The sequence below is a fragment of the Kibdelosporangium persicum genome (assembly GCF_013280595.1).
Taxonomy (GTDB): domain Bacteria; phylum Actinomycetota; class Actinomycetes; order Mycobacteriales; family Pseudonocardiaceae; genus Kibdelosporangium; species Kibdelosporangium persicum.
Genome location: NZ_JAAATY010000008.1, coordinates 248,551 through 261,496, shown reverse-complemented (window position 1 = coordinate 261,496; position 12,946 = coordinate 248,551). Strand labels below are relative to the sequence as shown.

Genomic DNA, 12,946 nt, shown 5'->3' with positions numbered 1-12,946 from the left:
TCACGCCCCCGTGCGGTTGAGGTAGGCCAGCACCGCGAGCACCCGCCGGTTGGTGTCGTCCGACGGGACCAGCCGGAGCTTGGCGAAGATGTTGGCGGTGTGCTTGCCCACCGCGCCCTCGCTGACGAACAGCTGCGCGGCGATCGCCGCGTTCGACTTGCCGCTGGCCATCAGCTCGAGGACCTCGCGTTCCCGCGGGCTGAGCTCGGCCAACGGCTCGTGGCGCGCGTTGCTGGCCAGCAGTTTGGAGATGACCTCCGGGTCCATCGCGGTTCCGCCGTCCGCGACCCGCCGGACCGCGTCGATGAACTGGTCCGAATTGAGCACGCGGTCTTTCAGCAGATAGCCGATCGCCCCGGCGCCGTCCGCCAGCAGTTCCCGGGCGTACAACTGCTCCACGTGCTGCGACAGCACCAGCACCGGCAGGCCGGGGACTTTCCGGCGGGCCTGGAGCGCGGCTTGCAGGCCCTCGTCGGTGAACGTGGGCGGCAGCCGGACGTCCACGATCGCCACGTCGGGGTTCAGGTCGTCCAGTGCCTTGACCAGCTCCGGACCGGTCGACACGGCGGCGACCACGTCGAACCCGCTGGCCTCCAGCAGCAGCGTCAGGCCGTCTCGGAGGAGGTAGAGGTCCTCGGCGAGGACAACGCGCACGGGACCTCCAAGGTCACGGTGGTCGGGCCGCCCGAAGGGCTGGTCAGGGTGAGTACGCCGTCGAATGTAGCGAGTCGGCGCTGGATGCCTCGCAGGCCGCTGCCTTGTGCCGGATCCGCGCCGCCGCGGCCGTCGTCGGCCACGGTGGCCCGCAGCTTTCCGTCGACGTGGCGCAGGTCGACGCTGACCTGCTCGGCCTGCCCGTGCTTGGCCGCGTTGGTCAGCACCTCGCTGATCGCGAAGTACACGGCGGCCTCGACCGGCGCGTCCACACGGCCAGGCAGGTCGACCGCGACGTGCACGGTCAACGCGTTGTCCAGGGCCAACGCCCGCACCGCGTCGCCCAGGCCGCGTTCGGCCAGGACCGGCGGCAGGATGCCGCGGACCAGTTGGCGCAGCTCGACCAGTGCCTCCGCGGAGGCGCCCCGGGCGTTGGCCACGAGTTTCTTGGCCGCTTCCGGGTCCTGGTCGATCAGGCGCTCCACCACGCTGAGGTTCAGTCCCATGGCCACCCATCTGGCCTGGGCGCCGTCGTGCAGGTCCCGTTCGATCCGGCGCAGCTCGGCGGCCTGGGCGTCGGTGGCCTCCGACCTGGTCTCGCGGAGGTGGTCCACCTGCTGGGCCAGCTGCGCGGACCTGGTCGGTCCGAGCAGCCACTTGCTCCAGTGGCCGTGGGCCGTGAGGCAGGCCTGGCACACCAGCAGGCCCGCGATGGCCGCGGCCAGACCGGCCACCGGGGTGAGCCAGCCGGGCAGCGCCCGCAGCGCCGGGAACAGGTCGCCGAGGTAGCCCCAGTCGTGCGTGATGTCGAAGCCGGCGAAGAAGGAGATCGGCCGTGACCACATCCAGGTCCAGAAGTAGCCGAAGAACCCGCCGACGACCAGCACCACCGGCACGATCGCGAGGAAGAGGCTGACCAGCGGATCCAAGATCAGGTACAGCGGGTCGCGCCAGGTCGCCTTGTCCTTCATCAGCGTTGTGAACGTTTGCGTGTACCTGATCAGATGCGGCGAGTCGTACAGCATCCGGCCGTGCTGGTACTTGCCGTCCGGCCGTGGCGCGGGCGGCGGTGGCATCGGCAGGTACGGCACGTCGATCCGCACGCCTGTCCACGCGCCGATCTGGCGGCGCCGCCGGTTGAGGAACGTCCGGCTCGGCTGCCGCTGGGCCGCGAAAGGTCCGAGGAATCCGGACAACGTCACGGCCGTCACGCCGACATGGACGACGCCGATGAGGGACAGCCCGAACGTGGCGGCGAGCTTCAGCAACACGTTCGCCCGGCCCATTACCCAGGCCCACAGCGAGGTCCGGCCGGTCCGGGTGGTCGGCCGCAACAACGCGCCGGTCCAGTGGCTGTAGATCCGCAGCAACGCCGGCGCGGCCGCGCCGCCGACCGCGGCCATGGGTAACGCCGCCAACGGGTGGACCAAAAATCCGGCCACCACCAGAACCGCTGGTAGACCCACGGTCAGGGCGCTGGTGACGGGTGCGGTCAGTGCCCAGATGTGATCGCGGTGCGTGGCCGGATCTTTGAGCAGCCATCGGAACCGTTGCATCCGCGCGATCGGGCCGGGCTTGCGGTAGAGCTGGTTGCCCCAGCGGTACCAGCCGTCCCGTTCGGGTCGTGGCGGCCCGGGCTCCGGCCAGTAGGGGACTGGGATCTCCAGGCCCGTCCAGCGAGCCACCAGCCGTCTGACCAGGTTGGGCAGCCACCGTTCCCGCTTGAAGCCGGCGAGCACCCCGGCACACGACACCACGATCGCGAGGGCGCTCTGCACGGCGGCCACCAAGGACAGCCCGAACAGCGCCAGCCCACGGACCAGGGCAAGGGCATGTTCGCGCAGCACGCGATCAGTGTTGCGGATGCACCTGGGGCACGCACTACTCGCAGACATAGTGCCGGGGTATGGCTAGCCCCACCCCAGGTCTGGTTCCAGACGGATTCGCTCCGGCCCGCCCGCTGAATAACGTTCTCCCCATCGAAAGCGAACAGGGCGAAACGGGCGAGGGGAGCGGGGAATGGCGGTCATCGAGGTCGCGAACCTGCACAAGCGATATGGGGACCACGTCGCGGTGGACGACGTTTCCTTCACGGTCGAGCGCGGCGAGATCTTCGGAATTCTCGGGCCGAACGGCGCAGGCAAGACGACGACGGTCGAATGCGTCGAGGGATTGCGCACACCGGACAGCGGAAGTATTTCCGTCCTGGGGTTCGATCCGCGCAAGGACGGCCTTGAGGTTCGCCGCAGGGTCGGCGTGCAGCTGCAGAAAAGCGAACTGCCGGAGAAAATGCAGGTGGCCGAGGCGATGGAGCTCTACTCCTCGTTCTACCCGAATCCGGCGGACGGCGGCAAACTGCTCGACGACCTGGGCCTGACCAGCAAGCGCCGCACGCCGTTCAAGAAGTTGTCCGGTGGGCAGCAGCAGCGCCTGGCGATCGCGCTGGCGCTGGTGGGCAACCCGGAGATCGCGTTCCTCGACGAACTGACCACCGGCCTGGACCCGCAGGCCCGCCGCGACACCTGGCAGCTGGTCGAGCAGATCCGCGACCGGGGAGTGACGGTCGTGCTCGTCACCCACTTCATGGAGGAGGCCGAGCGCCTCTGCGATCGCCTCGCGTTGGTGGACGCGGGCCGCGTGGTCGCGCTGGACACCCCGGCGGGCCTGGTGTCCCGGGTGGACGGCGGGCTGCGGCTGCGGTTCCGTGCCTCGATCCAGTTCGACGACCGGATCCTGACCGACCTGCCCGAGGTCACGGAGGTGGCGCACACCACGAGCCAGACCGTGGTGACCGGGCACGGCAACCTGCTCCAGGCGGTCAGCACGACGTTGGCCGGCCGCAATGTGGTGCCCCTCGACCTGCGGGTCGAGCAGACCAACCTGGAAGACGCCTTCGTCGCGCTGACCGGGCGACGGCTCGCGGAGGAGTCATGACCGGGTCGTTCGGCGTGTCGTTCAGCACCCCGACATTCAGCGCAGGGTCATCAGCACAGAGCGCCGCTCACGCGAAGCGGTCGACCACAACGGAGAACCAGGCATGAGCGGGTTTACGCAGGTCATGGACAAGGCGCAGGAAACGAGCCACACCCCGGCGGCGGTGCCGGGCAGAGGAGGAAACGTGCTGACCGGACTCCGGAAGCTGACCGGCAGCGAGTTCCGGTTGATGCTGCGGGACCCCGGGCTCGCGTTCGTCATGTCGATCCCGGTGCTGCTGGTGGTCGTCTTCGGCTCCCTGCCGTCGACCGGCAGTCCCAGCCCGGACTTCGGCGGACGGCGGTTCATCGACTTCTACCTGCCGCCGATCATCACCATGGTGATCGGGATGATGGCGCTCAACGCGCTGACCAGCGTGCTGGCCTCATACCGGGAGCGGGGAATCCTGCGCAGGCTGGCGGTCACCCCGGTGCGGCCGATCACGCTGATGATCGCGCAGGGACTGGTGAACCTCGCGTCGTTGACCACGGTCACCGCGGTGGTGATGGCGGTCGCCGGTTTCGCGTTCGACGTGCCGATGCCGCGTCAGTTCTTCGGGTTCGTGCTGGCCTTCTTCCTGTGCATCGTGTCGATGTTCGCGGTCGGGCTGCTCATCTCCGCGGTCGCGCCGACCGGTAAGGCGGCCAACGGGATCGGCACGGTGGCGTTCTTCCCGCTGGTCTTCCTGGCCGGTGTGTGGACCCCGGGCCCGTTGATGCCCGACGTCATCCGGCGCGTCTCGGACTTCTCGCCGCTGGGCGCGGGGTCTCAGGCGATGCAGCGGGCGTGGGACGGCTCGTTCCCCGAGCCGCTGCACCTGATCGTCCTGGCGGTGTTCACGCTGGTCGTCGGCTTCATCGCATCCCGTCTGTTCCGGTGGGAGTGACGCACGGATGGCAGTTCGCGGGCCCGCCGGTGGGGAGCGGGTCCGCGGACTGTTGTTTGCGTGCCGCGATCAACCTGCGCGGACCTGGACCGTTCGCACCCAGTTGGTCGTCCTTGTTGGCCAGGGCGCAACGGTCCAGCGACAGGCACCCGCAGCCGACGCAGTCGGTGAAGTCGTCCCGCAGCTGCAGCAACTGTTCGATCCGGGCGTCCAGTTCGGCCCGCCACGACGCCGACACCTCGGCCCAGTCGCTCCGGTCCGGCACCCGTCCGTCCGGCAGCTTGCCGAGCACCTCGGCGATGGTGTTCAGCGGGATGCCGACCCGTTGGCCGATCCGGATGAACGCGATCCGGCGCAGTGTGTCCCGGCGGAACCGGCGCTGGTTGCCCGCGGTCCGGCGGCTGGTAATCAGCCCCTTGGCCTCGTAGAAGTGCAGCGTCGAGACGGGCACGCCGGCACGTCTGGCCAGCTCACCGACCGTGAGCTCGTTACTGGGCGACATGCTCGCGATGGTAACCGTGGCCGGTGGACGGCGGCTTCAGATCGCCAGCGTCCACCCGGTCAGCGAGTACGCGCTGAACCAGCTGCCGAACAGCACGAACCCCGCGGTGGCCGCGAGCATCGTGTGGCGCTTCCGGTTGGCCAGCCCCTGCGCGACCGGGATCAGCAGCGGGAACGCCGGGATGAGGAACCGGGCCTTCGAGTACGTGATCCCGGCTGTGACCAGCACCATGAACACCGTCCCGCCGCCGTAGAGCCACAACGGCCACGGAATGCGGCTGAACAGGATCAGGAAAGTCAGCACGACGGCGCCGAGCACCATCAGCATCGTGACGGTTTCCATCACGGAATTGCCGGTGTCCAGGATGTCGCCGAAGAATTTCACCGTCTGCATGCCGCCGTCGAAGTAGCTGAACCAGCCCTGCCGCTGGATGTCGAACCAGCCGGTCAGGCTGCCGGTCTGCTTGGCCACGTAGCCCCACCAGCCGAACAGGCCGATCGGGCTGAGCACCGCGCACACCCACGCCTGCCAGGACTTTCCTTCCCGGAACACCGAGACGATCGCGGCGAGCGCGACCGTGCCGACCAGCACCGAGGCCGACGGCCGGACCAGGCCCGCGGCCGCGGTGCACAGGCCGGCCACGGTCCAGTTGCGTTCCAGCACGCCGACAAGAGCCCACGCGGCCAGCGCGGTGAAAAGCGCCTCGGTGTAGGCCATGGACAACGTGATGGCCATTGGCGCGCCGCCCCACAATGCGACCAGCAACAGCCCGGTCTTCGGCCGCGGGTCGACGATCTGGGCGATCCGGAAGATGCCCGCCGCCGCCGCGCATCCCGCGATGAGGCTGACGAGCAATGCCGCGGTGAGGCTATCCGAACCGGTGATGGGCGTGAGAACGCGAATGAGCATCGGATATAGCGGGAAGAACGCCAGCGGCGTCGCCGGTGTCCGTTGCCCGGCCGCGTCGACGAACCGCTCGGGAACGTTGCCGTAACCGTTGTCGGCGATTGCCAGGTACCAGTCACCGTCCCACGACTTCAACACGTCGAACAGGTCACGCTCACGGTTGCCGGCCAGTATTGCGAGCACGACCAGACCGGTTAGCCGCACCAGCAGGAAAACGCCGACGGCTTGCAGGTACGGCCTGGTACGCAAGGCCGTCAACACCATGTTCATTCCTTTGCCGTCGGTGTGTGCGTGGTGCGAGACATTCTGGAGTGCCAGTCGCCCTTCCCAGGTCGTGTACGCCATCCCTGCACGCGGCGTCCTTGAAGCAGCCGCTGTGATCACCCTAGGTCGTCCGGCTGCGCCACCAGCATTGACCTGCGAGTTCACCGGCCGCCCACACGGTGTGTGGTGATGTGTCGCGGTGGATTTCTGGGATGAGCTGTTCGGGACGCAGCCGGACCCGCCAGTGGCGGTGACTTTGGTGACCGGCGCCGCCGCCCTGCTGCTGGTGCTCTCCGGCGAGCCGTGGCGGCTGGCCCGCAACGTGATCACCATCGTGCACGAGGCAGGGCACGCGCTGGTGGCCGTTCTGGTGGGCCGTCGGCTGCGCGGGATCACGCTGCACTCGGACACCTCGGGGGTCACGGTGTCGCGTGGCAAGCCCACCGGGCCAGGCATGGTGCTGACCGCGTTCGCCGGGTACGTCGCGCCGTCCCTGATCGGGCTCGGCCTCGCGGCGTTGATGATCGCGGGCAAGATCACCCTGCTGTTGTGGGTGATGACCGCCTTGATGCTGGCCGTCCTGGTGATGATCCGCAACGTCTTCGGCGTGGTGTCCGTCGTGCTGACCGGTGCCGTGCTGGTCACCGTGTCGCTGGTGACCTCACCTCAGGTCCAGGCCGCCTTCGCGTGCCTGGTCGCGTGGTTTCTGCTGTTCGGCGGTGTCCGGCCGGTGTTCGAGCTACAGGCCAAACGGCGTCGCAGGCAGGCCCGAGACTCCGACGCCGATCAGCTGGCCCGGCTGACCCGGACGCCTGGGCTGTTCTGGGTGGCCATGTTCGTGCTCATCTCCTTGGGCGCGGCGTTCCTCGGCGGCATGTGGCTGCTGGAGCCGGTCATCGCCAGGTGAGAGCCGTTGTCCCTGTGGCCAATGGCTTGGACATATGTCGAACTGCCTGAGTCTCAGGCGTGCCCGTCGGTGATGCCTTCCCGGCGATCTATCCACTTGTCCAACGACTTGTCCACATGGCTGAGCTGCCCGACCAGCGAACAGATCAGTCCTTCCGTCCTGCCACCAACTGCGTCAGACCCGCGTACCGCTCGACGACCGCGGTGAAGCCCCGAGCCCGCAGCGCGGCCCCGATCTGGCCGCGGTCGAACATCCGCTGGCCACTGGCCTGGCCCACCAGAGTGTCCACCGTCCGCAGCGGCTGCTGGTCACGACGGCCGCTGGTCAGCATCGCGATGTGCCCGCCCGGCTTGAGCGTCCGGGCGAACGAGTCCAGCGCCACCATGGGCTCGGCGAACATGTGCAACGCGGCGAAACAGCACACGGCGTCCAACGACTCGTCCCGCAGCGGCGGCCGGACGGCGTCAGCTCGCAGATAGACCGCACCGCCGCCAGCCGCCACGGCGCGCGAGAGCATCGTCCGCGAGGAATCGAGCCCGATGGCCAGGCCCTCTGGGCCGACCACCCCGGCGAAGCCGCGGGTGAAGCCGCCTGTGCCGCACGCGACGTCCAGCACGATGTGGCCCTTGTGCAGCGCCAGGTTCTCGCGGGCGAACCGATGCTCCTCGGCCATGCTCGGCCCGGCCAGGCCCTTCGCCACGCGGCCGAGCGCCGGCCGCCAGTACCGCTCGTAGATCCGGGGCACGAGGCTGGTGCGCATCAGTCGTTGCGCCACCCCAGTACTCGGCTGCTCGACGTCGCCGAGCATGTCCACGTAGTCGCCGACCTGCACCGGCTCGGCGGTCAACAGGTCGAGCAGTCGCCGGTTCATCCTGTCGCTCACCGTGCCGCCGTGTAGGACGCCGGGTCGAAGTCCTTGATCCGCCTCGTCATCGTCACCGTGGACCACGGCCAACTGAAGCTGTTGCGTCCATTGGCATCCAGGTAGTAACTCACACAGCCGCCCGCGTTGTACACAGTGGTACGCAGTGCCCGTTGCACGTCCGCGTTGTACGCGTCCTGCACGTCCTTGCGCACGTCGATGCTCGACCAGCCGTTGCGGCGGATCGCCTGCACGGCGTCGACGACGTAGGCCAGTTGTGACTCCAAAATGGAGAATGCCGACGAGTGCCCGGTGCCGAGATTGGGCCCGAGCAGGAGGAAGAGGTTCGGGAAGCCGTTGACGGACGTACCGAGGTACGCCTGAGGACTGCCCTGCCACACGTCGGCCAGCGTGCGGCCGTCCGCGTCACGGACGCGGGAGGCGACCGGCATGTCGAGAATGTGGAACCCGGTACCGAAAATGATCGCGTCCACTTCCGACTCACTGCCGTCCGCGCCGACCACCGTGCTGCCGCGGATCTCGCGGACAGCCGTGTTGTGCACGGCGACGTTGGGCTTGGTCAGCGACCGGTAGTACGTGTTGGACATCAGCAACCGCTTGCAGCCCAACGTGTAGTCCGGTGTCAGGGCACGGCGCAGTTCGGGATCAGAAACCGACCGGCGCAAGTGGAGCAGGCCGATCCGCTGGACCAGCCGCAGGACCCAGGGATGCCGGAACCCGACGCCGAGCGCCTCCATCGCGGCGTATTCTGCCGCCCGCAATGCTTTCTGCGTCACCGGGAACGTCCGCAGCAGCCAGCGTTCCACTGTGGGCACGTAGTGGTCGGGTTTGGGTAACACCCACTGGGCGGTGCGCTGGTACAGACGCAGTTCGCCGACTTTTGGCTGGATCGCGGGCACGAACTGGACGGCCGAAGCGCCGGTGCCGACGACCGCGATCCGCTTGCCGGTCAGGTCGTAGTCGTGGTTCCACCTGGCCGAATGAAACGTTTCGCCGGGAAACTCGTCCAGGCCGGGAAGATCCGGAATCCGTGGCTGATGCCACGGGCCGGTCCCGGCGATCAGCAGTTGCGCCGTGTACTGGCCGTCTGACGTGGCCAGGTCCCAACGGTTGGTGGACGGATTCCACCGGGCGTCGTCCAGTCGCACGCCGAAACGGATATGCCGCCGCACGTCGTACCGGGACGCGGTGCGCTCCAGATATTGCCTGATCTCAGGCTGTTGTGCGAATGCCCGCGTCCATTCCGGATTCGGCGCGAACGAATACGAGTACAAAGCGGACGGTACGTCGCACGCGCAACCGGGATAGGTGTTGTCGCGCCACGTGCCGCCCAATTCGCGCGCCTTCTCCAGGACGACGAAGCCGGTGACGCCCGCCTGCCGGAGTTTGATCGCCGCGCCGATGCCGGACGCGCCTGCGCCGATGATCGCGATCGGGACGTCCACGCCGCACCTCCGCGCCGAAGTGGGATACCACTGGTATCTGGAACCTAGCAGTATTTATCTACTCGCGGTAGGTTCGTATTCTGGCCGGGTGCCCCGACTGACCCGGGCGGAGAGCCAGGCCCGTACCAGGGACCTGCTTGTCGCCACCGCCCGAGAGCTCTTCCTGCGCGACGGCTACCACGCCACCTCGCTGGAGAAGGTCGCCGACGAAGCGGGCTTCTCCAAAGGCGCGGTGTATTCGAACTTCCGCAACAAGGACGAGCTGTGCCTCGCGGTGCTGGACCAGATCCACCACGACGAGATCGCCAGGGCCGTCGCCGACGTCGGCGCGTCGCCCAGCCTGGAAGAGGGCATCGCCGGGTTCGAGCGATGGGCGGAGCGCATGATCGGCGACGAGGGCTGGACCACCCTCGAGGTCGAATTCGCGCTCCAGGCCCGCCGTGACCCCGTGCTCCGGCAGGAACTGGCCGACCGAGACCGTGCGATCCGGGAAGTCATCGCCTCAGTGCTCGCCGCCCACCTCGACGGCGACGCCGCCACCCTGGACCCACGGGACATGGCGACCGCGCTGCTCAGCCTCGGGATAGGCCTGGGTATGCAGCGCGTCATCGACCCGTCGATCCCGGTGGACGTGCTGGTCAAAACCCTTCGCGCGCTGGCCACGGGAACGCGTCCGTTGTGAAGCCGCGCTAACACAGTTGACCGTTGTCGTTCAGCCAGAACGAGGAAGCGGATCAGCTGCCGGGTCCTTCGCCTCCGATCTCGCCTGGAGGTTCCTGAGGCCCAGAAGGCCCGGTAGAAGCAGGTCCGGGGTTTTGTCGCGAGATCATTCAGGTCAGGTTCGGTGGAACCCGATCGTGCCAGCGTTCTTCTTTCTGCAACTGCGCCGCCAGCGACAACAACAGCGGTTCGCTGTTCTCTGGCCCGACGATCTGAGCGCCCATCGGCAGGCCCGTGCTCGTCAGGCCCGCAGGCACGTTCACGCCCGGCAGCCCCAGGATGTTCCACGGCCACGCGTACGGACACGCCGCGATCATGGCGCGAGTCGTGGCGAAGTTGGACAGCCCGTCGTAGCGGCCGACCGGAGTGGGCGGAGTCGCTGTGGTCGGCGCCAGGATCACGTCGGCCGTGTCGAAGATCCGGCCGATCCTGCGCCGCTCGAACTGCTCGTGCAGGCGCGAAAGCCGGACCAGGGGTCCGGCCAGGGCGCCCATCTTGCGGTTGAGCTGGGTGCGCTTGTCCAGCAGACGCAGGTCCGGGACCTCCAGCGCCGCGTCCTTCAGCCCATCGAGCGACCGGGGGAACACACCCAGTCCGACCAGCCCGTAGTTCGGGCTCGCCAGCCTGACCTCGTGCCCCAGCCGGGCCAGGACCCGGCCGAGCCGGACCACGGCCGAGCGCACCTCGGGATGCAGCCGGGCGGGCGACAGCGTGAACGGGACCCGCAGCGCCAGCGCGATCCGCAACCGGCCTGGCGCACGATTCGCGCCATCCCGCATCCGCGTACCGCTGGCCGCGATGACGTCCAGCAACAGAGCGGCGTCCTCGACCGTCCTGGCCAACGGCCCGTGCGTGGCCAGACCGTTCCACATGTCCGGCAACGGGTCGCTCGGCACCACCCCGCGGGTCGGCTTCACGCCGACCAAGCCCGTCCACGCGGACGGGATCCGGATCGAACCGAGGCCGTCCGAACCGGTCGCCGCGGGCACCAGGCCTGCGGCCACGGCCGCGGCCGATCCGCCTGACGAACCGCCGGGCGTGTAGCCCATGTCCCACGGGTTGCGGGTGGCGCCGAAAGCGTGCCCCTCGGTGAACGGCCACTGGCCGAACTCCGGGGTGTTCGTCTTGCCCACGATCACCGCACCGGCCTGGCGCAACCGGCGGACCAGTTCGGAGTCGGCCGGTTTGGGCGGGAAGTCCCCGGCGCAGCCGAACGCCGTGGGCTCACCGGCGATGTCCGTGTCGTCCTTCACCGCGATCGGCACCCCGAGCAGCGGCGCCCGGTCACCGGCGGCCAGGCGCTGGTCCGCCTCGGCGGCCTCGGCGAGCGCGGCCTCCCGGCGCAGCCGCCGGAACGCGTTCAGGCTGGGCTGGGACTTCTCGATCCGGTCGAGCGCCTCGGAGACGAGGTCGACCGAGCTCGTATCGCCGGCAGCGACCGTTTCGGCGGTCCGCCGCAGGCCCACGAACTGAGTCACGACGCCTCCAGTGGACTTGTGTTTCGCCTCCCGTGGGATGGTGCCACCCCGTGCGGCAGACTAGTCACTCCACTCGAGAGGAGAAGACGGTGGTTGACCAGGTTGTCGAGGCCTGCGCACGCGCGGCGAAGCAGGCGGCGCCGTCCTTGGCCACGGCATCCGAGCAGGCCATCGACGCCGCGCTGACCGGAATGGCCGAGCGGTTGCGGGCCAGCGCGCGGGCCGTGCTCGAGGCGAATGCCCAGGACGTCGAGGCCGCGAAGGCCGGCGGGATGAGCTCCGGCCTGATGGACCGGCTGACCATCACCGAGGCCCGGCTGACCGCCATGGCCGATTCGTTGAGCCTCCTCGCCGGTGTGCCGCACGCGCCACGGGAGACCCCGATCCGCGACCTGCCGGACGGCCTCAGGCTCGTCGAGCGCCGCAGGCCGGTCGGCGTGATCGGCGCCAACTACGAGGCCAGGCCCAACGTCACGGTGGACGTCGCCTCCCAGCTGATCAAGTCCCGCAACGCGGGCGTGCTGCGCACCGGCTCGGCCGCGCTGAGATCGGCCACGGCCCTGGTGCACGAGGTCATCGCGCCCGCGCTGACCGACGCGGGCATCGACCCCGCTGTCATCCAGCTCGTGCCGAGCGCCGACCGCGCGGCGGCCGCGGCCCTGGTCCGCTTTCCCGGCCTGGTGCCGTTGGTGATCCTGCGCGGCAGCGGCGACAGCACCCGTGAGCTGGGCTTCGAGGCCGCCAAGCACGGCGTGCGGACGTTGGCGCACGCGGACGGCGGCGGCGTGCTGTACCTGGACGGCGACGCGGACCTGGCCAAGGCACACGACCTGATCGCCCGCAGCCTGGACCGGCTGGGCGTGTGCAACCGGCTCAACCTGCTGCTGATCGACTCCGCCGTCTACGCCGACGTGTTGCCCGCCGTGCTGGAGACGTTGGAGAAAGCAGGCGTCCGGGCCTCGTTGCCGCCGCACGACCACCCGATCGGCTACGAGTGGGCGCTGGATTCCGACCGCGAGGCGACCGTCACCGTGTCCCCGGTCGACGACGCCGTGCAGGCCGCGCAGGTCGCCAACGAGAAGACCTCGGGCCTGGCCGCCGGAATCGTGACGGAGAACTCAGCGACCGCCGACGCCTTCATGGCCGCGTACACCGGGACCGGGGTGTTCTGGAACGCCACCACCAGGCTGCTCGACGGGTTCAAGCTGCTCGCGGTGCCGGAGACCGGGATCAACATCGACAAGGTGCCCGGCCCGCGCGGCCCGGTCACCTACACCGACCTGACACTTCGTCAGTACGCGGTTGTCCCAGCTCAGCCGTCCTGATGT

General features: G+C 68.9%; 12 protein-coding genes. 5 read left to right on the top strand and 7 right to left on the bottom strand.

Features of this window, described 5'->3' with window-relative positions:
- Both GC106_RS47840 and GC106_RS47835 read right to left on the bottom strand, forming a co-directional pair.
- Positions 1-654: a LuxR C-terminal-related transcriptional regulator gene (locus GC106_RS47840; RefSeq protein WP_173131306.1), complete on the bottom strand. Its 654-nt coding sequence runs from the start codon at positions 652-654 to the stop codon at positions 1-3.
- Entirely contained in the window at positions 606-2,501 is a 1,896-nt protein-coding gene (locus GC106_RS47835) for a sensor histidine kinase (protein WP_312872704.1), read from the bottom strand. Before GC106_RS47835 ends, GC106_RS47840 begins: the two co-directional genes overlap by 49 nt.
- Positions 2,502-2,673: 172 nt before the next feature.
- Between GC106_RS47835 and GC106_RS17320 the strand changes: the two genes are divergently transcribed.
- The gene (locus tag GC106_RS17320) at positions 2,674-3,588 is read left to right on the top strand and encodes an ABC transporter ATP-binding protein (protein ID WP_173131302.1); all 915 of its coding nucleotides are present in this window, start codon (positions 2,674-2,676) and stop codon (positions 3,586-3,588) included.
- Positions 3,589-3,691: 103 nt separating this feature from the next.
- On the top strand, positions 3,692-4,513 hold the full coding sequence (locus GC106_RS17315) for an ABC transporter permease (RefSeq protein ID WP_217280604.1): 822 nt from the start codon (positions 3,692-3,694) through the stop codon (positions 4,511-4,513).
- Here GC106_RS17315 and soxR read toward each other — a convergent pair.
- Both soxR and GC106_RS17305 read right to left on the bottom strand, forming a co-directional pair.
- Entirely contained in the window at positions 4,482-5,015 is a 534-nt protein-coding gene (gene soxR / locus GC106_RS17310; RefSeq protein WP_173131300.1) for a redox-sensitive transcriptional activator SoxR, read from the bottom strand. The genes GC106_RS17315 and soxR overlap by 32 nt on opposite strands.
- A gap of 36 nt (positions 5,016-5,051) precedes the next feature.
- Positions 5,052-6,185, bottom strand: a complete 1,134-nt coding sequence (locus GC106_RS17305) for a putative hexosyltransferase (protein WP_173131298.1) — start codon at positions 6,183-6,185, stop codon at positions 5,052-5,054.
- 199 nt (positions 6,186-6,384) lie between these two features.
- Between GC106_RS17305 and GC106_RS17300 the strand changes: the two genes are divergently transcribed.
- Complete coding sequence (locus tag GC106_RS17300) at positions 6,385-7,092, top strand: M50 family metallopeptidase (RefSeq protein ID WP_173131295.1); 708 nt, start codon at positions 6,385-6,387, stop codon at positions 7,090-7,092.
- A gap of 145 nt (positions 7,093-7,237) precedes the next feature.
- On the opposite strand, the gene GC106_RS17295 is transcribed toward GC106_RS17300, so the two are convergent.
- Both GC106_RS17295 and GC106_RS17290 read right to left on the bottom strand, forming a co-directional pair.
- Positions 7,238-7,975 (bottom strand): class I SAM-dependent methyltransferase, encoded by a 738-nt coding sequence (locus GC106_RS17295; RefSeq protein ID WP_312872703.1) that lies wholly within the window; start codon positions 7,973-7,975, stop codon positions 7,238-7,240.
- On the bottom strand, positions 7,972-9,420 hold the full coding sequence (locus GC106_RS17290; RefSeq protein WP_173131292.1) for a flavin-containing monooxygenase: 1,449 nt from the start codon (positions 9,418-9,420) through the stop codon (positions 7,972-7,974). The genes GC106_RS17295 and GC106_RS17290 overlap by 4 nt, the downstream gene beginning before the upstream one ends.
- A gap of 88 nt (positions 9,421-9,508) precedes the next feature.
- Between GC106_RS17290 and GC106_RS17285 the strand changes: the two genes are divergently transcribed.
- A complete protein-coding gene (locus GC106_RS17285) occupies positions 9,509-10,102 on the top strand; it encodes a TetR/AcrR family transcriptional regulator (protein ID WP_173131289.1) in 594 nt (197 codons plus the stop codon).
- Positions 10,103-10,250: 148 nt separating this feature from the next.
- On the opposite strand, the gene GC106_RS17280 is transcribed toward GC106_RS17285, so the two are convergent.
- Positions 10,251-11,618: an amidase gene (locus tag GC106_RS17280; protein WP_173131286.1), complete on the bottom strand. Its 1,368-nt coding sequence runs from the start codon at positions 11,616-11,618 to the stop codon at positions 10,251-10,253.
- Positions 11,619-11,707: 89 nt separating this feature from the next.
- Between GC106_RS17280 and GC106_RS17275 the strand changes: the two genes are divergently transcribed.
- Positions 11,708-12,943 carry an aldehyde dehydrogenase family protein gene (locus GC106_RS17275; RefSeq protein ID WP_173131283.1) on the top strand — a complete coding sequence of 412 codons (1,236 nt, stop codon included), beginning with the start codon at positions 11,708-11,710 and terminating at the stop codon, positions 12,941-12,943.
- The last annotated feature ends 3 nt before the right edge of the window (positions 12,944-12,946 follow it).